This is a genomic window from Helicobacter pylori (assembly GCF_003636935.1).
Lineage (GTDB): Bacteria > Campylobacterota > Campylobacteria > Campylobacterales > Helicobacteraceae > Helicobacter > Helicobacter pylori_CH.
Genome location: NZ_MVVH01000001.1, coordinates 220057 through 239410 on the forward strand (window position 1 = coordinate 220057; position 19354 = coordinate 239410).

A 19354-nucleotide genomic window follows, 5' to 3' on the forward strand; every position below is an offset into this window, starting at 1 on the left:
TTAATAGAGAATGACAGCGACTTTTTGAGGCCCATGCACCCCAAAAACGGTTTTTAATTCAATATCAGCTGTCCGGCTAGGCCCGCCAATAAGGAGCATGTTTGTGGGTAATGCGCCGTTTTGGCCTTGATTTTTTAAAGCTTGCACGCCTTCGCTCAAATTGCGCACAATGGATTCTTTTTTCAATAAGATGATGCAATTAAGGGTGATGAGCGAAAGCAACCGTGGGCTTGCATGCGAAGAAACCGCCCCAATCATGCCCAAGCTTGAAATCCCACAAACCCCATGCAATAAAGCCGTATCAATCTCAAACAACTCTTCACGCATCGCTTCAATTTCTTTATCATAAGGCTGTAAAGTAAAATCCTTAAACGCTTCAAAATTCAAATTTAAATCTGTAGAGTGTAAGACTTTTTTGCTTTTAAAATTTTCTAAAGCCTTTAAGATTGCTTGCTCTAAATTTTCTTTAGCGCTTTCAATGACTTCAGCTTTATTCAACACCTGGAAATGCTTGTATTCTTCCACCAAGTCTTCAAACTCCACTTTAATGATATTTCTATAAATAGGGTTTGCTCCTTGAATGGCATGCTTGGCTCTGGCTTCTTTAATGCGCTTTAAAATAAGCTCTTTACTCATAAATCACCCCTTCTAAGTGTTGGACTTTGGCATGCAAGCTCGTGTCCATATTGGGTAAGGTCCTAACACTCGCCCACTCTTTGACTAAAGGCAGTATAGGTGCTAAAAGCTTGCCTAAAGGCGAGAAAAATTGAGCCATTTTCAATTGGAAACGCCACTTAGCCCCATCGCTTGCCATTTTGGCAAACATTTTCATAGAGAATTTTTCCATCCCGCTGTGTTGGGTGCTTTTAGCCCCCTTGACCACACCCCTGCCCTCGCCCACTTTATCCGATCGTAAATCTCTAATGAGTTCGGCTAAAGGGATTTCTACGGGGCATACTTCAGTGCAACGCCCGCAAAGACTGCATAAATTAGGGATATGCCCGTAATTATTCAAGCCAAAGAGTTGGGGGGATACCACCACGCCTATAGGGCCAGGATAAGTAGAAAGATAAGCATGCCCACCGATTTTATCATACACAGGGCAGTGGTTCAAACAAGTCCCGCAACGGATGCATGAAAGAGCGCGATAATACTTTTCATCAGCCAAAATATTAGAGCGGTTGTTGTCTAATAAAATGATGTGGGCTTCTTTAGGACCGTCTAAATCGCCCTCTTTTCTAGGGCCTGTGATAATGTTTTGATAGCAAGTGATCGGCACACCCACAGCACTTGGAGCGAGCAAATTGTTTAAAATCGCTGCATCATCAAAGCTTTCTACTAATTTTTCAATCCCACAAATTGCGACATGCACATCGCATGCGGTGGTGCTCATCCTGCCATTGCCTTCATTTTCCACTAACCAAACCGCCCCCTCATTAGCGATAGCGAAATTAACCCCACTAATCCCCATTTTAAAGCTTTCAAATTCTTTGCGCATGTACTTTCTAGCAATCGCATTAAGCTTTTCAGGCTCTTCTTCATAAGCGGCGTTGAGTTTTTCTTCAAAAATCTTACCGATTTGTTTGCGGTTTTTATGGATGGCTGGCACGACAATATGCACAGGGTGTTCATTAATGAGCTGGATAATCAATTCGCCCAAATCCGTTTCTTGCGCTTGAATGCCCTTTTCTTTCAAGTAATGGTTCAAGCCAATTTCTTCGCTCGCCATGGATTTTTGCTTTAAAATACGCTTGATATTCTTTTCTTTAGCGAGGTTGTAAATGATTTCATTGGCTTCATCGCCGTCTTTAGCGTAATGGATTTTAAAGCCGTTTTTGGTGGCGTTTTTTTCAAACAATTCCAAATACTCATCAAGCCTGGATAAAATCTTAAGCTTGACTTCTTTGCCTAATTCTCTTAAATTTTCCCACTCGCTGTAACGATTTTTAAGGAGATTTTTGCGATTAATGCGTAAGGTATCCATTGCAGAACGCAAATTTTCCCTTAATTGCATATCGCCTAATTGATCGGTGATGATTTCTTCGTATTCTTGGTCGCTATGATATTTTTCCATGATCATTCCTTAAAACAATTCTTTAATATTAAAGCCCAAGCCTTGAGGCTAAAAAGTCATAAAAATGCATGGGTTTTGTTAGAGAGCCCATTTTTTGCATAGCGGTGCTGATATTCATCAAACATCCCGCATCCGCTGAAACAATCACATCCACTTGACGGCTTTCTATGTCTTTAATCTTTTCTTTGACCATAACCGCTGAAATTTCAGGCTCTTTAACCGAAAAAGTCCCCCCAAACCCGCAGCATTCTTCTTCTTTTTCCAATTCAATGAGTTCCACGTTTTTAAGCTGTCTGATGAGATTTTTCGCCGAGTCAATCACTTTAGCTACTCTTAAGGCATGGCAATTAGAATGCCATGTGATTTTAAGAGGTTCGCCCTTATCTTCATATTTGACTTGCAATTTTTTATCCAAAAACTCGCTCAATTCATACACCCTAGAGCAAAAATCTTTAACCATGTTAAATTCCGCATGCCCTTCAAACAATTCCAAATAATCATGCCGCATCATCCCTGTGCATGAACCGCTAGGCAAGATAATAGGGTAGTCGTTGTTGGAATAAAGTTTGATATTGTATAAAACGACTTTTTTTGTTTCTTCATAATACCCTGAATTGTAGCTTGGCTGGCCGCAACAGGTCTGGTCTTTTTTAAAAACCACTTCCAAATTTTCCTTACGGAGTAATTTGATAGCGTTAAGCGATGCGTTGCTGTATATGGCTGCTCCTAGACAAGTAGCAAAGAAATTGACTTTCAAAGAATGCTCCTTAAAATTCCAAATTAAGAGTTTCAAACATAGTATAATACTCAAAATTAGTAAAATTGTGAAACACAGGTTGATCAACCCACTCGCTCAAACATTGTTACTAAAATAAACCACAAGCCTGTTGAATTTGACTTAATATTAAATGCTACTTAAAATTAGTTTTTTCTTTTAAGTAAGATAAAAAAATACTTTTAATTATTCAAGGAAAATTGATGGAATTTTATCAAGTCTATGACCCATTAGGCCATATTTGGCTGAGCGCTTTAGTCGCACTTTCGCCTATTGCACTCTTTTTTATTTCTCTTATTGTTTTTAAACTTAAAGGGTATAGCGCTGGGTTTTTAAGCTTAGCGCTTTCAATCCTTATTGCGTTATTTGTGTATAAAATGCCCGCTCAAATGGTGAGCGCGAGTTTTTTCTATGGCTTCCTTTATGGCTTGTGGCCGATCGCTTGGATTGTGATCGCTGCGATTTTTCTTTACAACCTTTCAGTGAAGTCCGGGTATTTTGAGATTTTAAAAGAAAGCATTTTAAGCTTGACACCGGATCATCGCATTTTAGTGATCTTGATTGGCTTTTGTTTTGGCTCGTTCTTAGAAGGTGCGATTGGTTTTGGAGGCCCGGTAGCGATCACAGCAGCGATTTTAGTCGGCCTTGGGCTAAACCCCTTATACGCTGCCGGGTTGTGCTTAATCGCTAACACCGCTCCTGTAGCTTTTGGCGCGGTGGGTATCCCTATTACGGCAATGGCTAGCGTGGTGGGTATCCCTGAGTTAGAGATTTCTCAAATGGTGGGCAGAGTGTTACCCATTTTTTCCATTGGTATTCCTTTTTTCATCGTGTTTTTAATGGATGGTTTTAGAGGGATTAGAGAAACTTTTCCTGCAGTGGCCGTTACCGGGTTTAGCTTCGCTATCGTGCAATTTTTAAGCTCTAATTATCTAGGGCCGCAGCTTCCGGATATTATTTCAGCTTTAGTGTCATTGATTTCTACCACTTTGTTTTTAAAATTCTGGCAGCCCAAACGCATTTTCACCAGCAATGGCAAAGAACCCACGATCAGCACAGAAAAACACCATATTTGTAAGGTGGTTGTGGCGTGGATGCCTTTTGTGTTGCTCACGATTACGATTATTATATGGACGCAACCCTGGTTTAAAGCGCTCTTTAAAGAAGGCGGGGCGTTGGCGTTTTCTAGCTTTGCGTTTGAATTTAATTCTATCAGTCAAAAGATTTTTAAAACCGTTCCCATTGTTACTGAAGCGACCAATTTTCCTGTCGTGTTCAAATTCCCTTTAATCTTAACGACAGGCACTTCCATTTTTTTAGCCGCTCTTTTAAGCGTGTTTTTGTTGCGCGTGAAAATCAGCGATGCGATAGGGGTGTTTGGGGCCACTTTAAAAGAAATGCGTTTGCCGATTTTAACCATTGGCGTGGTTTTAGCGTTTGCGTATGTGGCTAATTATAGCGGCATGAGCGCCACGCTCGCTTTAGCGCTAGCGGATACTGGGCATGTTTTCACTTTCTTTTCGCCTGTTGTAGGCTGGCTTGGGGTGTTTTTAACCGGAAGCGATACAAGCTCTAACCTTTTATTTGGCTCTTTGCAAATGCTCATTGCTACACAGCTTGGCTTGCCTGAAGTGCTTTTCTTAGCGGCAAACACTTCAGGGGGCGTTGTGGGTAAAATGATAAGCCCTCAAAGTATCGCTATCGCTTGCGCGGCGGTGGGGTTAGTGGGGAAAGAGAGCGAATTGTTCAGATTTACAGTAAAATACTCCATCGCTTTGGCAATCATCATGGGGATTGTCTTCACTCTTATTGCTTATGTCTTCCCCTTTATTATCCCCATCATTCCTAAATAAGGGGGTTTTTTAAAGAGATCTAGCGCTAAGAGAATATTTTTAAAAAGGGATTTTTTAGTGCTAGAATTTCATCAAATTTATGACCCTTTGGGTAATATTTGGCTGAGCGCTCTTGTAGCCTTATTGCCGATCTTATTGTTTTTCTTATCTTTAATCGTGTTCAAATTCAAAGGTTATACAGCGGCTTTTTTGAGCGTGGCCCTGTCAGCCGTTATTGCGGTTTTAGTGTATAAAATGCCTGTTAGCATGGTAGGTTCAAGCTTTCTTTATGGCTTCCTCTATGGCTTATGGCCGATCGCTTGGATCATCATTGCAGCGATTTTTTTATACAAGCTCAGCGTTAAATCCGGCTATTTTGAAATCTTAAAAGAAAGCATTCAGTCCATCACTTTAGATCACCGGATTTTAGTGATTTTGATTGGCTTTTGTTTTGGATCGTTTTTAGAAGGGGCGATCGGCTTTGGAGGGCCTATTGCCATTACCGCAGCGATTTTAGTGGGGTTGGGGTTAAGCCCTTTATATTCTGCTGGGTTGTGTTTGATCGCTAATACCGCTCCTGTGGCTTTTGGCGCGGTGGGTATCCCTATAAGCGCGATGGCGAGTGCGGTAGGGGTGCCAGCGATTTTAATTTCAGCCATGACGGGTAAAATTCTCTTTTTTGTGAGCCTGTTAGTGCCGTTTTTCATTGTGTTTTTAATGGATGGCCTTAAGGGGATTAAAGAAACTTTTCCGGCCGTTTTTATCGCGGCTTTTTCTTTCGCTGGCGCGCAATTTTTAAGCTCTAATTACTTAGGGCCAGAATTGCCCGGCATCATTTCAGCCCTTGTTTCACTCGTTGCAACAGCGCTCTTTTTGAAATTCTGGCAGCCTAAAGTGATTTTTAGAAGCGATGGCAAAGCGGCTTCATTCACTAAAAGTAACCATCATATTTGTAAGGTTTATGTCGCTTGGTCCCCTTTTGTGATCTTGGTTTTAGTCATTGTGTTATGGATACAGCCTTTTTTTAAGGCTTTATTTGAAAAAGACGGCTTGTTGGCTTTTTCTAATTTTTATTTTGAGTTTAATAACATCAGTAACCACATCTTTAAAAGCCCGCCTTTTGTGGAAGCCAATCAAAGCGTGAGTTTTCCGGTGGTGTTTAAATTTTTCTTAATCAACACGGTTGGCACTTCCATTTTTTTGGCCGCTCTTGTTAGCATGCTTGTTTTAAGGGTGCGAGTGAGCGATGCAGTGAGCGTTTTTGGCGAAACCTTGAAAGAAATGCGCTACCCCATTCTTACCATTGGTCTAGTCTTAAGCTTTGCCTATGTGTCTAATTACAGCGGGATTTCTTCCACTCTAGCCTTAGCGCTCACGCATACGGGTTTGGCTTTTACTTTTTTCTCGCCCTTGATCGGATGGGTAGGCGTGTTTTTAACCGGAAGCGATACGAGTTCTAACCTTTTATTTGGCTCTTTACAGCAACTCACCGCCCAACGATTGCACCTCCCTGAGGTTTTAACCCTAACGGCTAATACCGTGGGTGGGACTTTGGGCAAAATGATAAGCCCTCAAAGCATCGCTATCGCTTGCGCAGCGGTGGGATTAGCCGGGAAAGAGAGCGATTTGTTCAAATTCACGGTTAAATACTCGCTTATTTTTGTAGCGATCATGGGAGTCGTGATCAGCGCGATTGCGTATTTGATCCCTGAAGTGGTGCCTGCGATAAAGTAGAGTCATTTTGGATTTGGCAGGGTTTAACCCCCAAATAAATTTTTTTGTTTTAAAAAATGCAAGATTTTAAGCGTCATAGAGCTTATGGGTAAGGTTTCTAAGTCTTTAAGGCTATAAAAACGAACGGGGTTTTTTAAATCTTTTATCGCAGCGAGATAGAGGTTTAAATGGAGCTTGAATTTAGTGTGGCTGTGTTTGATGGTGCCTAAAAAGGGGAGTTTGCATTCTAAATTTTCTTTTAAATTAGGGAAATGGTGCATCCCAAAATAGAGTTTTTGCTCTATTTTTTCTAAAGCGATTTGGTTATTTTTAATCACAACGCCCAAATAACGCTCTTCTTGAATGATTTCTTGTTTTTTCTTAAGCGTGTGTTTTTCTGGGTGGTTTTTACCTAAACAACAAGGGTTTAAAGGGCAAATTGCGCATTTGGGTTTAGGGGAGCAGATTAAAGCCCCTAGATCAATTAGGGCTTGGTTATGATTAAAGCTTTCATTAGGATTGAGAAAGTCATTCGCTTTAATTTGTAAGTCTTTAGCGTGGATATTAGGATCTAATCCAAAAAGCCTTAAAAGCACGCGCTTGATATTAGCATCCACGCATGCGCTCTTTTCTCTAAAGCCAAAACATAAGATCGCATTAGCTGTGTATGTACCAATCCCAGGGAGTTTTAACAGGCTTTGATAGTCATTGGGTAATTGTGAGTTATGTTCTTTAGCACAAATTTCAGCGCTTTTTTTTAAATTTTTAGCCCTTGAATAATAACCAAGCCCTCTCCAAAGCAATAAAACCTCCTCTAATTGAGCGTTCGCTAAGTCTTTTAAAGTGGGGAAGGCTTTTAAAAAAGGGAAATAAAAACGCTCAACCACCGTGTTGATTTGGGTTTGTTGGCTCATCACTTCGCTGATATAGACTTCATAAGGAGCGTTAATGCCCTTTAAATTCCTAAAGGGTAAACCTTTGCGCCCGAATTCTTCATACCATTTTAAAAGGGCGTTGTGTAAAGTTTCCAGCTACAACCACCTATAAGCGATGAATTTGACCCAAGGTGTGCACACGCTTAAAAACACGATTAAATACACAAAACCAAAAATAAACCCTAATTTCCAAAAATCCTTGCTTGGAATATACCCGCTCCCGTAATAAATGGTGGATGGGCCTGTGCCATAGGGCGTTAAAATCCCCATAATCCCTAAAGAAAGCATTAAAAACAAGCTCAATTCTTGCAAATTGACCCCTTGAATATGCGAACCAATCCCTACAAAAAGCGCAAATAACGCGCTCACATGGGCGGTGATGCTAGCGAAAAAATAATGCGACAAATAAAAGAGGGCTACAATAAACAATACCGCTATTAACGGATCCAAGTTGGCATGCTCTAAAAAATTTTTAGCCGCATTGCCGATAAAATTTAAAAACCCTACATTTTTAAGCCCGTCAGCCATCGTGAGCAGTGATCCAAGCAATAAAAAAATATTGAACGCACTCTTGTTTTTAATGATGTCTTCATAGCTTACAATCTTGCAAAACGCCATTAAAACCATGACAATCAAAGCCGTCGCGCTCGCATGCAAGCCTAAAGGTTTGCCAAAAATCCAACCCAGTAAAGCCAATAAAGTGAGGCTGAGCATTAAAATTTCTTTTAAAGAAAACCTCCCCATGCCCTCTAATTCTTTTTTAGCCCACAAACTCACTTCTTTTGAGCCTTTTAAGGTGGGTTTGCAGGTTTTATACGCCAATAAAGGCACGAGTAAGATCAAAAGCACCCCACAAGGCAAGAACGCTAAAAACCACGAAAACCATGAGATTTCATTCACCCCCATTTTGGTAGCGATTTCCATTGCTAGGGGGTTAGGAGCGAGCGCGGTTAAAAACATGGACGAAGTGATGCAAGTTGAAGCCAAAGCGACCCACATCAAATACGCGCCGATTTTGTCAGGGTTATTATTTGGAGTGGATCCCATTAAAGGCGGGATAGATGAAACGATGGGATAGAGTATGCCCCCACTTCTAGCGGAGTTGCTAGGGATAAAGGGGGCTAGACACAATTCGCTCAAACCAATCGCATAGCCTAAACCTAAAGGGGTTTGCCCTAAAAACCTAATGAGCAAAAGAGCGATCCGTTTCCCTAACAAGCTTTTTTCATACCCTAAACCCAAAATAAAAGCGACAAACACAAGCCACACCGTTTTATTCGCATACCCGCTCAAACCCCACGAAATGGCCTTATTGGCGCTCGCTACTTCACTACTCGCTCCAATTTTTAACGCTATACACAACACCAACGCGCTCAACGCTATCAAACCTGATGGCACCGGCTCTAAAACTAGCCCTATAATCATGCCTATGAAAATGCAAAAATAAAGCCATGCGTTAGGGTTTAACCCATCCGGTGCACCTAAAAAATACAACAGCGTTGCGATAAAAAAAGGGGCAAGAATGGTGAGGGTTTGTTTAATCATGTTCAGCCTTTAGCCAAAGATAGTAGCAGTTTGGCTTAAAAATGTCATTCAAATGGAATTAAGTTATTACAATGTTACAGAAAAAGATTAAAAATTAAGCTTTTTGAAAAAGATAAAATTTTATAATCATGTTTATCTTTGTTGAATTTACTACAAATAGGAGTATTGCATGCAAGAAAATGTGCCTTTGAGTTATGATTATTCCATTAGCAAATTGTTTCTTTATGCGATGGTTGCCTTTGGGATAATAGGCATGTTAATAGGGATTGTGCTAGCCTTTGAATTGTCTTTCCCTAACTTGAATTACATTGCAGGGGAGTATGGCGTTTTTGGCCGCTTACGCCCTTTACACACGAATGCAGTGATCTATGGTTTCACTCTTGGAGGGATTTGGGCGAGTTGGTATTATATTGGTCAAAGGGTGCTTAAAATCACTTACCACCAACACCCCTTTTTGAAAATTGTAGGGTTATTGCATTTTTGGCTTTGGATTATTCTTCTAATTCTAGGGGTTATTAGCTTGTTTGCTGGTCTTACTCAATCTAAAGAATACGCCGAATTGATGTGGCCTTTAGATATTATTGTGGTTGTGGCATGGGTGCTATGGGGGGTTAATATGTTTGGGAGCATGAGCGTTAGGAGAGAGAATACCATTTACGTGTCTTTATGGTATTACATCGCTACTTATGTGGGCATAGCGGTGATGTATATTTTCAATAACCTTTCTGTCCCCACCTATTTTGTCGCTGATATGGGGAGTGTTTGGCATTCTATTTCTATGTATTCAGGCAGTAATGATGCGCTCATTCAATGGTGGTGGGGGCATAATGCGGTCGCTTTTGTCTTTACGAGTGGGGTGATTGGCACGATTTATTATTTCTTGCCTAAAGAGAGCGGTCAGCCTATCTTTTCTTACAAACTCACTTTATTTTCCTTTTGGAGCTTGATGTTTGTTTATATTTGGGCGGGCGGACACCATTTGATTTATTCCACCGTGCCTGATTGGGTGCAAACCCTTTCTAGCGTGTTTTCAGTGGTGTTGATCTTGCCTTCGTGGGGGACAGCTATTAACATGCTTTTAACGATGAGGGGCCAGTGGCACCAGCTCAAAGAAAGCCCTTTGATTAAATTCTTAGTTTTAGCTTCAACTTTCTACATGCTTTCCACTTTAGAAGGCTCTATTCAAGCCATTAAGAGCGTGAATGCTTTAGCGCATTTTACCGATTGGATTATAGGGCATGTGCATGACGGCGTGCTTGGTTGGGTAGGCTTCACTTTGATTGCGAGCATGTATCACATGACGCCTAGGCTTTTCAAAAGAGAGATTTATTCAGGCAGGCTTGTGGATTTCCAATTTTGGATCATGACTTTAGGGATTGTGCTTTACTTTTCGTCCATGTGGATTGCAGGGATCACGCAAGGGATGATGTGGAGGGATGTGGATCAGTATGGGAATCTCACTTACCAATTCATTGACACGGTTAAGGTGCTAATCCCTTATTACAATATTAGAGGCGTTGGGGGTCTTATGTATTTTACCGGATTTATTATTTTTGCTTACAATATTTTTATGACAATCACGGCAGGCAAAAAATTAGAGCGTGAGCCCAATTACGCCACGCCTATGTCTCGATAAAGGGGTTGAAAATGTTTAGTTTTTTAGAAAAAAACCCGTTCTTTTTCACTCTTGCGTTTATTTTTGTGTTTGCGATTGCAGGCTTGGTGGAGATTTTGCCCAACTTCTTCAAATCCGCTCGCCCGATTGAAGGCTTACGGCCTTATACGGTTTTAGAGACAGCAGGGAGGCAAATTTATATCCAAGAAGGTTGCTATCATTGCCATTCCCAACTCATTCGCCCTTTCCAAGCTGAGGTGGATCGATATGGCGCGTATAGTTTGAGTGGGGAATATGCGTATGATAGGCCATTTTTGTGGGGTTCTAAAAGGATTGGCCCTGATTTGCACAGGGTGGGGGATTACCGCACAACCGATTGGCATGAAAAGCATATGTTTGATCCTAAAAGCGTCGTGCCTCACAGCATCATGCCCGCCTATAAGCATTTATTCATAAAAAAGAGCGATTTTGACACCGCTTATGCAGAAGCCTTGACGCAAAAAAAGGTTTTTGGCGTGCCTTATGACACAGAAAACGGCGTGAAATTAGGGAATGTAGAAGAAGCGAAAAAAGCCTATTTAGAAGAAGCTAAAAAAATCACAGCGGACATGAAAGACAAGCGAGTGCTAGAAGCGATTGAGAGAGGCGAAGTGTTAGAAATTGTGGCTTTGATCGCTTATCTCAACAGCTTGGGTAATTCCAGGATCAACGCTAATCAAAACGCTAAATAAGGGGTGAGTGATGGATTTAGAAAGTTTGAGAGGTTTTGCGTATGCGTTTTTTACCATTCTTTTTACGCTCTTTTTGTATGCTTATATTTTTAGCATGTATAGAAAGCAAAAAAAAGGCATTATGGATTATGAGCGATACGGATATTTAGCGTTAAACGATGCTTTAGAAGACGAGTTGATTGAACCACGCCATAAAAAAGTTCATGATAATGGCATAAAGGAAAGTTGAAATGGATTTTTTAAACGACCATATAAATGTTTTTGGCTTGATTGCAGCGCTTGTGATTTTAGTTTTAACCATCTATGAATCCAGCTCGCTCATTAAAGAAATGCGCGACAGCAAATCCCAGGGGGAGCTTATGGATAATGGGCATTTGTTTGATGGGATAGGGGAGTTCGCCAATAATGTGCCTGTGGGTTGGATCGCAAGCTTTATGTGCACGATTGTGTGGGCTTTTTGGTATTTTTTCTTTGGCTACCCTCTGAACAGCTTTTCTCAAATCGGGCAATACAATGAAGAGGTTAAAGCGCACAACCAAAAATTTGAAGCCAAATGGAAGCATTTGGGTCAAAAGGAATTAGTGGATATGGGGCAAGGCATCTTTTTAGTCCATTGTTCGCAATGCCATGGCATCACCGCTGAGGGCTTGCATGGGAGCGCTCAAAATCTGGTGCGTTGGGGCAAAGAAGAGGGCATTATGGATACCATTAAGCATGGCTCTAAGGGCATGGATTATCTCGCTGGGGAAATGCCCGCTATGGAATTGGACGAAAAAGACGCTAAAGCGATCGCAAGCTATGTGATGGCAGAACTTTCTAGCGTTAAAAAGACAAAAAACCCTCAACTCATTGATAAAGGCAAGGAATTGTTTGAAAGCATGGGTTGCACAGGCTGTCATGGCAATGATGGTAAGGGCTTGCAAGAAAATCAAGTGTTTGCGGCCGATTTAACCACTTACGGCACAGAGAATTTTTTGAGAAATATCTTAACGCATGGCAAAAAGGGCAATATAGGGCATATGCCATCATTCAAGTATAAAAACTTTAGCGATTTGCAAGTTAAAGCGTTAGCCGAATTTATCCAATCGCTAAAACCCTTAGAAGATTAAAGGAAAAGAGATGAAATTTTTAAACGGATTAGCAGGGAATTTACTGATTGTGGTTATCTTATTGTGTGTAGCCGTTTTTTTTGCACTCAAAGCGATCCATATCCAAAAAGAGCAAGCCACCAATTATTACCGCTATAAGGATATTAACGCTTTAGAGACAAAAAGCACCCAAAACCACGCTAATTATGAATTAGTCAATCAAGGGAGTAAAAAATGAAATTCACGACTTTAGAAAAAATCTTAGCATTAATGGTAGTAGCGACCATTTTAATGACAATTGTTATTTCTTTTGTGCCTAACTTGTTTTTGTTTAGCACATGAGGATCTTATGGCTTGTAATAGCCTTTGTTTGTTGTTTGGGGGCTAATGAGTCCTATGTTTTTAATAACGCTAAAGGGCGTTTGGTAGAAAAAAGCGTTGTGTTTGTGGAGGGCGTTTCTAAAGAGCTTTATCTTAAAACAGGCGTGCGTTTTGCGATTGATATGACGGATTTTGAAAAAAATCCTATCGCTTTGGCACTCAAAAATGAACGCCAAAAGTATCAAGAGGGCTTTTTAAAACAGCTCAAACCCCCTTTTGTGGTATTCTTTTTTTACCATGACGCTCAAAAAATAGAATTAGTGGCTAACCCTAAAGATTTGTTAGACACTGATAAAATCTTTTTTGAAAAAATCGCTCCCTTACTCCCCACAAACGCTAAAGAATACACGCCCCAAAGGATTTCAGCCATGCTCATTAACGGCTATTCGGTCGCAGTAGATGCTTTAGCGGAAAAATATCGTGTGAATATCACGCAAAATTTTAACGCTCCTAAGGGAGTAACTTTTGTAAAGGTGGTCATTTATATTTTGTTATTGACGCTTTTGGGCGCGTTTTTAGGGCTTTATTTTTTTAAAAAATCTTAAGAGGGAAAATCAATGAAAGAAAAAAACTTTTGGCCTTTAGGGATCATGAGCGTGCTCATTCTTGGGCTTGGGATCGTGGTGTTTTTGGTGGTGTTTGCCCTAAAAAATTCGCCTAAAAACGATTTAGTGTATTTCAAAGGGCATAACGAAGTGGATTTAAACTTTAACGCTATGCTTAAAACTTATGAAAATTTTAAGTCTAATTATCGTTTTTTAGTGGGTTTAAAACCCCTTATTAAAAGCCCTAAAACCCCCATTTTGCCCTATTTTTCTAAAGGCACGCATGGGGATAAAAAACTCCAAGAAAACCTTTTAAAAAACGCTTTGATTTTGGAAAAATCCAACACGCTTTATGCGCAATTGCAACCACTCAAACCCGCTTTAGATGCGCCAAATATTCAAGTGTATTTAGCGTTTTACCCTAGCCCATCACAGCCCAGATTATTAGGAACGCTTGATTGTAAGATTGCATGCGAACCTTTAAAATTTGATTTGTTAGAGAGCGATAAAAGGGGGCGCTATAAGATCCTTTTTAAATTCATTTTTAAAAATAAAGAAGAATTGATTTTGGAGCAACTGGCTTTTTTAAAGTAGCGCGTTTAAAAAATGCCTTTAGCGTTTTTTATTGGCACTCAATCATTAAAAAAGCCCGAATTTTCTATCCAAAGGATATAATAAGGTCATGGGTTTTTTAAAAGTTTTTAAACATGACGCCTTGGGGCAAGTAGGGAATGTTGTTGTGGGGAATTTTTTAATAACGCTCACTATTTTAGCGGTTTGTTTTTCCTCTCAAAGCGTTGAAGAAACGACCATGCTCACCCTAAGCTACACGCTCTTTTTTGTCTTAGGGGCGTTTTTACTGATTGCAATCAGTGTGGGAGCGATCAAAAACCTCAACGTGCTTTTTTCTAAAAGGGGGGTTTTAAGCTTTTCTTTACCCGTTAGTTTAGAGTCTTTATTGCTCCCTAAAATCTTGCTCCCCATGGTGTTTTTTATCTTCAGTTTGTTCTGGTTTGTGGCGAGCGTGCGTTTGGGCTATTCTCTTTTTAACGCACAATCCAGCGTGTTATTCATCTTGCACACCGCTTTAAAAACCTTTGTGTTAAAACCCACTAAAACTATAGGCGTTGCGCTGTTTTTAGGGCTTGTTTTAATGAAATTTTTATTTGTTTTGAGCGTTTTAAACGCTGCTAGGATCAAAAAAGCGCGTTTTTTACTAGGAGGGCTGTTATTCATTTTGGTGGGGGTTGTTTTGGAATTAGCGTTTAATTCGTTACTGCCCTTAATGAGTTCTAGTTTAAGCATCAATGAGGGATTTTATTATTTCTTGCAACAACAAGAATTACAGGAAAAACAATACTATCTTTTATGGGGGGTGGATTTTTTAAAAATCCTTTTATTGTATGGGGTGATCCGTTACTTGCTTATGCATAAATTAGAATTGGATTAAGAAAAGCGGTATTTTAAATATTCATCAGTGAGCAAGCAATCTTTAGTCTTTAACAAACTGGCATAAAACCCATGCTGATAGCCTAATTCAAAAAGCTTGTCTATGGCGAGAATTTGAATCTCGCTTAAGCGCGTTGAAGTTTCATTCGCATACAAGCTTAAATAAGTTTGTAACCGCTCTTTATTGACACGAATGAGCGAGCGCTCTAACAGCATGCCAGAGAGCAAATTTTGGTGTTTTAAAGCGGCTTCAACCGCTTTAATCAAAGCCTTTTTAATCAAGATCGCGCGATACAAGGGGATAGAGCGCCTAATCGCCATGCCCCCTAAAGGCAGGGGCAAATCCACTTCAATGAGTTCTTTCCAAACATCCCACAATTCTTTTTCCACTTCTAATTCATCATGGAAATCCAAAATATTTTCATGGATCAATACGCCTGCATGCACTTTTTCTTCCAAAACCGCTTTTTCAATGTCTAAAAAATTCATGTAAGCGATGCGCGCGTGTTTGTAATAGATCTTAAACAAGAGAGCGTTGGTGGTATGCTCCCCACTTAATGCGACTCTAAAGTCTTTTTTCAATTTTACGCCCTTTTTTTTCACTAATTTAGGCCCATAGCCATTCCCAAAGCTCGTCGCTGTGGGGAGTAAGGCGTAATCGTTCGCAATTTTAGGGTATAGCCCAAAGCTAATCGCGCTCACATCATAAGTGTTTTTTAGGGCTTCTTGGTTTAGGGTTTCAATATCAAGGGCAATGTTGTGGAATGCTTTATTTTTAATGGGGCAATCTATCCAGCCAAACTTAATCGCATAATACATGAAAATATCATCAGCATCAGGGCTATGAGCGACACTAATCAAAGTAAAATCCTTTTATGATAGGGTAAGTCCTTTTATTATAATAGATTTTAGGCTAGGATTTGATAGAATAAACAAATCAAATTCAATAAGGTAATTTAATGGCAATAGATGAAGACAAACAAAAAGCGATTTCTTTAGCGATCAAACAAATTGATAAGGTTTTTGGTAAGGGGGCGTTGGTGCGCCTTGGGGATAAGCAAGTAGAAAAGATTGACGCTATTTCTACAGGCTCGTTAGGGTTGGATCTGGCTTTAGGGATTGGGGGCGTTCCAAAGGGCAGGATCATTGAAATTTATGGGCCAGAGTCAAGCGGGAAGACCACTTTAAGCTTGCATATTATTGCAGAATGCCAAAAAAATGGCGGCGTGTGCGCGTTCATTGACGCTGAGCATGCCCTAGATGTGTATTATGCTAAGAGATTGGGCGTGGATACGGAAAATCTACTCGTTTCCCAACCAAGCACAGGCGAAGAAGCTTTAGAGATTTTAGAAACGATCACCAGAAGCGGAGGGATTGATTTAGTGGTGGTGGATTCCGTGGCGGCCCTTACGCCTAAAGCGGAGATTGATGGGGATATGGGCGATCAGCATGTGGGCTTGCAAGCAAGGCTTATGAGCCATGCGTTAAGGAAAATCACCGGTGTTTTGCACAAGATGAACACTACTCTCATTTTTATCAATCAAATCAGAATGAAGATTGGCATGACAGGTTATGGGAGTCCCGAGACCACAACCGGGGGTAATGCCTTAAAATTCTATGCGAGCGTTAGGATTGATATTAGAAGAATCGCCGCTTTAAAACAAAACGAACAGCATATCGGCAACAGGGCTAAAGCCAAAGTGGTTAAAAATAAAGTCGCTCCGCCCTTTAGAGAAGCGGAATTTGACATCATGTTTGGGGAAGGGATTTCTAAAGAGGGCGAAATCATTGATTATGGCGTGAAATTAGACATCGTGGATAAGAGTGGGGCGTGGCTTAGCTACCAGGATAAAAAGCTAGGGCAAGGTAGGGAAAACGCTAAAGCCTTATTGAAAGAAGATAAAGCCCTAGCGAATGAAATCACTCTTAAGATTAAAGAGAGTATTGGCTCTAATGAAGAGATCATGCCCTTACCCGATGAGCCTTTAGAAGAAATGGAATAAAAAGGATTTTGATGCTGACTATTAAAGATATCCATGCTTTAGAAGTGATGGATAGTAGGGGCAATCCTACCATTCAAGCCAGCGTGGTTTTGAGCGATAACACTAAGGCGAGCGCGATTGTGCCTAGCGGGGCGAGCACCGGTAAAAGAGAAGCGTTAGAATTAAGGGATAATGACAAAACCCGTTTTTTGGGTAAAGGGGTTTTAAGGGCATGCGAAAATGTCAATAGCGTGATCAAACACCATTTAATCGGGCTTGAAGCGATCAATCAAGCCTTTGTGGATGAGAGGTTAAGGGCTTTAGACGGCACGCCTAATTACGCTAATTTAGGGGCGAACGCTGTTTTGGGCGTTTCTATGGCGTTAGCAAGGGCTAGCGCGAAGGCTTTAAATCTGCCGTTATACCGCTATTTAGGGGGGACTAACGCTCTGACTTTGCCTGTGCCGATGCTCAATATCATCAACGGCGGAACGCATGCGAATAATTCCATAGACTTTCAAGAATACATGATCATGCCTTTAGGGTTTGAAAGTTTTAAAGAAGCCTTAAGAGCGAGCGCGGAAGTCTATCACACGCTTAAAAAGCTTTTAGATGGAAAGAATCAGCTCACAAGCGTGGGTGATGAGGGGGGTTTTGCGCCTAATTTTAACAACAATATAGAACCCCTTGAAGCCATTTCTCAAGCCATTGAAAAAGCCGGCTATAAATTAGGCGAAGAAATCGCGCTCGCTTTAGATGTAGCGAGCAGCGAATTGGTGGATGAATGTTTCAATTACCATTTAAAGGGTGAAAATAAGATTTTAGATTCGCATGAATTGGTGGCTTATTATAAAGAATTGGTGGCAAAATACCCGATTGTATCCATTGAAGATGGTTTGAGTGAAGACGATTGGGAGGGTTGGGCGTTTTTAAGCAAGGAATTAGGGCGTCAAATCCAGTTAGTGGGCGATGATTTGTTTGTAACGAACGCGAGTATTTTACAAAAAGGCATTGAAAAAAACATTGCGAACGCGATTTTGATCAAACCCAATCAAATCGGCACCATTAGCGAGACTTTAGAGACCATAAGATTAGCCAAACACCATGCCTATCAATGCGTGATGAGCCATAGAAGCGGGGAGAGTGAGGACAGCTTTATCGCTGATTTTGCAGTCGCATTGAATACAGGAGAAATCAAAACCGGATCCACCGCAAGGAGTGAAAGGATCGCTAAATACAACCGCCTTTTAGAGATTGAGCATGAATTAAAAGGGGGGATTTATATCGGTAAAGAGTTGTTTAAGCATGGCTAGTGGCCTTTTTGAAAACGATGCAATCAAAAGCAACAAAGCGCGAGACTTTTTCTATAGCCATAGCTCCCTTATTGTCTTTTTCCTGTTACTGCTTGGATTTGGGTATTATTTAGGGAAGTTGCTTTTTGGGGGCTCTTCTTTAGAGGTTTATTTGGATTTAAGAGACAAGCATGAACGCTTGCAACAAGAAATCACCGAATTGCAAAGCAAGAACGTGCGCTTGCAAAAGCGTTTGTTTGAGTTGAGGGAATTGCAGCCTAGAGATTAGATTTAAGGAAATGGCAGTGTTAAAAAAGACGATAGGTTTGGTGGTGGTTTTAAGCGTTTTATTGGCTAGAGACAACCCTTTTGAGCCTGAAATCAATTCCAAGAATTTGCAAGGGGGCTTTAATGGGATCTATGATAGCTATTTTAAAGAAATCCATGTGGATTTGCCCACGAGCGCTAGGATTTTAAAACAAATCACGCTCACCTACCAAGATATTGATGGCTCTATCCATTCTAAAGTCGTGGGCATTGATAAAAGCATTGATTGGCATTACCCTTTAAAACTTTCCCAACACACCCTTAATCAAGACGCCTTTGAAAAACGCTACCAGATCCAAGATTTTGATTTTTTAATGGCAAACAACACGATAATCTTGCGTTCCCCTTATAAGATTTTGCGCTCTTTTGTGCTGGTCAATCCTTATAGAATCGTGTTAGACACGCAAAAAGGCCCTTTGGATATTTATCAAAATATGGATTTAAACCAGAAGTTTTTTTCTCACATTAAAGTCGGCACGCACAAAGATTATTACCGCATCACGCTCATTTTAGATGGGAAATACCGCTATCTTTTGGAAGAAAAAAACGGGGCGTATGAATTAAAACTGAAATAAAAGCATGCAGCATTTAGTCTTAATCGGTTTTATGGGGAGCGGCAAAAGCTCTCTAGCGCAAGAATTGGGTCTGGCTTTGAAATTAGAAGTGTTGGATACGGATATGATCATTAGCGAGAGGGTGGGCTTGAGCGTGAGGGAGATTTTTGAAGAGCTTGGCGAAGACAATTTCAGGATGTTTGAAAAAAATTTGATTGATGAATTAAAAACGCTCAAAACCCCCCATGTTATTTCTACCGGTGGGGGCATTGTGATGCATGATAACCTTAAGGGTTTAGGCACAACTTTTTACCTCAAAATGGATTTTGAGACCTTGATTAAGCGTTTGAACCAAAAAGAAAGGGAAAAACGCCCCCTTTTGAATAATCTCATTCAAGCCAAAGAGCTTTTTGAAAAACGCCAAGCCCTCTATGAAAAAAACGCCTCCTTTATCATTGATGCAAGGGGTGGTTTAAATAATTCTTTAAAACAAGTGCTACAATTCATCGCATAAAT

21 protein-coding genes are annotated in these 19354 nt (G+C 40.5%); 15 read left to right on the plus strand and 6 right to left on the minus strand.

Translation table 11 applies throughout. The features are described from left to right. The 3 genes from EAL87_RS01085 to EAL87_RS01095 are packed head-to-tail and all read right to left on the minus strand — an operon-like array spanning position 1 to position 2831. Complete coding sequence (locus EAL87_RS01085) at positions 1-636, minus strand: LutC/YkgG family protein (RefSeq protein WP_120912625.1); 636 nt, start codon at positions 634-636, stop codon at positions 1-3. After that, on the minus strand, positions 629-2074 hold the full coding sequence (locus EAL87_RS01090; protein WP_120912626.1) for a LutB/LldF family L-lactate oxidation iron-sulfur protein: 1446 nt from the start codon (positions 2072-2074) through the stop codon (positions 629-631). Before EAL87_RS01090 ends, EAL87_RS01085 begins: the two co-directional genes overlap by 8 nt. 28 nt (positions 2075-2102) lie before the next feature. Further along, positions 2103-2831 carry a (Fe-S)-binding protein gene (locus EAL87_RS01095; RefSeq protein WP_000867258.1) on the minus strand — a complete coding sequence of 243 codons (729 nt, stop codon included), beginning with the start codon at positions 2829-2831 and terminating at the stop codon, positions 2103-2105. 221 nt (positions 2832-3052) lie between these two features. Here EAL87_RS01095 and EAL87_RS01100 point away from each other — a divergent pair, with 221 nt between their 5' ends. Further along, positions 3053-4702 (plus strand): L-lactate permease, encoded by a 1650-nt coding sequence (locus EAL87_RS01100; RefSeq protein ID WP_120912627.1) that lies wholly within the window; start codon positions 3053-3055, stop codon positions 4700-4702. 57 nt (positions 4703-4759) lie between these two features. Further along, positions 4760-6415, plus strand: a complete 1656-nt coding sequence (locus EAL87_RS01105; RefSeq protein WP_120912628.1) for an L-lactate permease — start codon at positions 4760-4762, stop codon at positions 6413-6415. Positions 6416-6438: 23 nt separating this feature from the next. On the opposite strand, the gene EAL87_RS01110 is transcribed toward EAL87_RS01105, so the two are convergent. Continuing rightward, the gene (locus tag EAL87_RS01110) at positions 6439-7425 is read right to left on the minus strand and encodes an adenine-specific DNA glycosylase (RefSeq protein ID WP_120912629.1); all 987 of its coding nucleotides are present in this window, start codon (positions 7423-7425) and stop codon (positions 6439-6441) included. After that, positions 7426-8874 carry a DASS family sodium-coupled anion symporter gene (locus EAL87_RS01115; protein WP_120912630.1) on the minus strand — a complete coding sequence of 483 codons (1449 nt, stop codon included), beginning with the start codon at positions 8872-8874 and terminating at the stop codon, positions 7426-7428. It lies immediately after the preceding gene. A gap of 169 nt (positions 8875-9043) precedes the next feature. On the opposite strand from EAL87_RS01115, the gene ccoN reads away from it, so the two are divergent. The 8 genes from ccoN (at position 9044) to EAL87_RS01155 (ending at position 14684) form a co-directional block, all read left to right on the plus strand. Beyond that, positions 9044-10510 carry a cytochrome-c oxidase, cbb3-type subunit I gene (gene ccoN, locus EAL87_RS01120; RefSeq protein WP_120912631.1) on the plus strand — a complete coding sequence of 489 codons (1467 nt, stop codon included), beginning with the start codon at positions 9044-9046 and terminating at the stop codon, positions 10508-10510. An 11-nt stretch (positions 10511-10521) separates the two neighbouring features. Next, positions 10522-11220 carry a cytochrome-c oxidase, cbb3-type subunit II gene (gene ccoO / locus EAL87_RS01125; RefSeq protein ID WP_021187531.1) on the plus strand — a complete coding sequence of 233 codons (699 nt, stop codon included), beginning with the start codon at positions 10522-10524 and terminating at the stop codon, positions 11218-11220. A 10-nt stretch (positions 11221-11230) separates the two neighbouring features. Beyond that, positions 11231-11449, plus strand: a complete 219-nt coding sequence (locus EAL87_RS01130; RefSeq protein ID WP_001862885.1) for a cytochrome c oxidase, cbb3-type, CcoQ subunit — start codon at positions 11231-11233, stop codon at positions 11447-11449. Between the two features lies 1 nt (position 11450). Next, complete coding sequence (gene ccoP / locus EAL87_RS01135; RefSeq protein ID WP_120912632.1) at positions 11451-12329, plus strand: cytochrome-c oxidase, cbb3-type subunit III; 879 nt, start codon at positions 11451-11453, stop codon at positions 12327-12329. Between the two features lie 10 nt (positions 12330-12339). Continuing rightward, on the plus strand, positions 12340-12546 hold the full coding sequence (locus EAL87_RS01140) for a DUF4006 family protein (protein ID WP_120894463.1): 207 nt from the start codon (positions 12340-12342) through the stop codon (positions 12544-12546). A gap of 100 nt (positions 12547-12646) precedes the next feature. Further along, positions 12647-13234, plus strand: coding sequence for a hypothetical protein (locus tag EAL87_RS01145; RefSeq protein ID WP_120912633.1), 588 nt, complete (start codon positions 12647-12649; stop codon positions 13232-13234). 12 nt (positions 13235-13246) lie between these two features. Continuing rightward, entirely contained in the window at positions 13247-13828 is a 582-nt protein-coding gene (locus tag EAL87_RS01150; RefSeq protein WP_120912634.1) for a hypothetical protein, read from the plus strand. An 88-nt stretch (positions 13829-13916) separates the two neighbouring features. Then, positions 13917-14684, plus strand: coding sequence for a hypothetical protein (locus EAL87_RS01155; RefSeq protein ID WP_120912635.1), 768 nt, complete (start codon positions 13917-13919; stop codon positions 14682-14684). Here the strand turns inward: EAL87_RS01155 and EAL87_RS01160 are convergent. Continuing rightward, on the minus strand, positions 14681-15544 hold the full coding sequence (locus tag EAL87_RS01160) for a menaquinone biosynthesis family protein (protein ID WP_120912636.1): 864 nt from the start codon (positions 15542-15544) through the stop codon (positions 14681-14683). The genes EAL87_RS01155 and EAL87_RS01160 overlap by 4 nt on opposite strands. Positions 15545-15642: 98 nt before the next feature. On the opposite strand from EAL87_RS01160, the gene recA reads away from it, so the two are divergent. Genes recA through EAL87_RS01185 form a run of 5 tightly spaced genes read left to right on the plus strand, consistent with a single transcriptional unit; the run spans position 15643 to position 19352 of the window. Further along, positions 15643-16686, plus strand: a complete 1044-nt coding sequence (recA, locus tag EAL87_RS01165; RefSeq protein ID WP_000963114.1) for a recombinase RecA — start codon at positions 15643-15645, stop codon at positions 16684-16686. A gap of 11 nt (positions 16687-16697) precedes the next feature. Continuing rightward, the gene (eno, locus tag EAL87_RS01170; RefSeq protein WP_120912637.1) at positions 16698-17978 is read left to right on the plus strand and encodes a phosphopyruvate hydratase; all 1281 of its coding nucleotides are present in this window, start codon (positions 16698-16700) and stop codon (positions 17976-17978) included. Then, a complete protein-coding gene (locus EAL87_RS01175; RefSeq protein WP_120912638.1) occupies positions 17971-18246 on the plus strand; it encodes a hypothetical protein in 276 nt (91 codons plus the stop codon). Before eno ends, EAL87_RS01175 begins: the two co-directional genes overlap by 8 nt. A 16-nt stretch (positions 18247-18262) precedes the next feature. Next, positions 18263-18859, plus strand: a complete 597-nt coding sequence (locus EAL87_RS01180; protein WP_205584679.1) for an AMIN domain-containing protein — start codon at positions 18263-18265, stop codon at positions 18857-18859. A 4-nt stretch (positions 18860-18863) separates the two neighbouring features. Continuing rightward, positions 18864-19352, plus strand: coding sequence for a shikimate kinase (locus EAL87_RS01185; protein ID WP_108341911.1), 489 nt, complete (start codon positions 18864-18866; stop codon positions 19350-19352). Positions 19353-19354: the final 2 nt, after the last annotated feature.

Excerpts from the sequence above, each read along its gene's own strand:
- ccoO (WP_021187531.1), top strand. The coding sequence starts at position 10,522 with ATGTTTAGTTTTTTAGAAAAAAACCCGTTCTTTTTCACTCTTGCGTTT.
- EAL87_RS01100 (WP_120912627.1), top strand. The coding sequence starts at position 3,053 with ATGGAATTTTATCAAGTCTATGACCCATTAGGCCATATTTGGCTGAGC.
- EAL87_RS01085 (WP_120912625.1), bottom strand. The coding sequence starts at position 636 with ATGAGTAAAGAGCTTATTTTAAAGCGCATTAAAGAAGCCAGAGCCAAG.
- EAL87_RS01115 (WP_120912630.1), bottom strand. The coding sequence starts at position 8,874 with ATGATTAAACAAACCCTCACCATTCTTGCCCCTTTTTTTATCGCAACG.
- EAL87_RS01090 (WP_120912626.1), bottom strand. The coding sequence starts at position 2,074 with ATGGAAAAATATCATAGCGACCAAGAATACGAAGAAATCATCACCGAT.
- recA (WP_000963114.1), top strand. The coding sequence starts at position 15,643 with ATGGCAATAGATGAAGACAAACAAAAAGCGATTTCTTTAGCGATCAAA.
- EAL87_RS01145 (WP_120912633.1), top strand. The coding sequence starts at position 12,647 with ATGAGGATCTTATGGCTTGTAATAGCCTTTGTTTGTTGTTTGGGGGCT.
- ccoP (WP_120912632.1), top strand. The coding sequence starts at position 11,451 with ATGGATTTTTTAAACGACCATATAAATGTTTTTGGCTTGATTGCAGCG.
- EAL87_RS01130 (WP_001862885.1), top strand. The coding sequence starts at position 11,231 with ATGGATTTAGAAAGTTTGAGAGGTTTTGCGTATGCGTTTTTTACCATT.
- EAL87_RS01155 (WP_120912635.1), top strand. The coding sequence starts at position 13,917 with ATGGGTTTTTTAAAAGTTTTTAAACATGACGCCTTGGGGCAAGTAGGG.
- eno (WP_120912637.1), top strand. The coding sequence starts at position 16,698 with ATGCTGACTATTAAAGATATCCATGCTTTAGAAGTGATGGATAGTAGG.
- EAL87_RS01175 (WP_120912638.1), top strand. The coding sequence starts at position 17,971 with ATGGCTAGTGGCCTTTTTGAAAACGATGCAATCAAAAGCAACAAAGCG.
- ccoN (WP_120912631.1), top strand. The coding sequence starts at position 9,044 with ATGCAAGAAAATGTGCCTTTGAGTTATGATTATTCCATTAGCAAATTG.
- EAL87_RS01140 (WP_120894463.1), top strand. The coding sequence starts at position 12,340 with ATGAAATTTTTAAACGGATTAGCAGGGAATTTACTGATTGTGGTTATC.
- EAL87_RS01150 (WP_120912634.1), top strand. The coding sequence starts at position 13,247 with ATGAAAGAAAAAAACTTTTGGCCTTTAGGGATCATGAGCGTGCTCATT.
- EAL87_RS01185 (WP_108341911.1), top strand. The coding sequence starts at position 18,864 with ATGCAGCATTTAGTCTTAATCGGTTTTATGGGGAGCGGCAAAAGCTCT.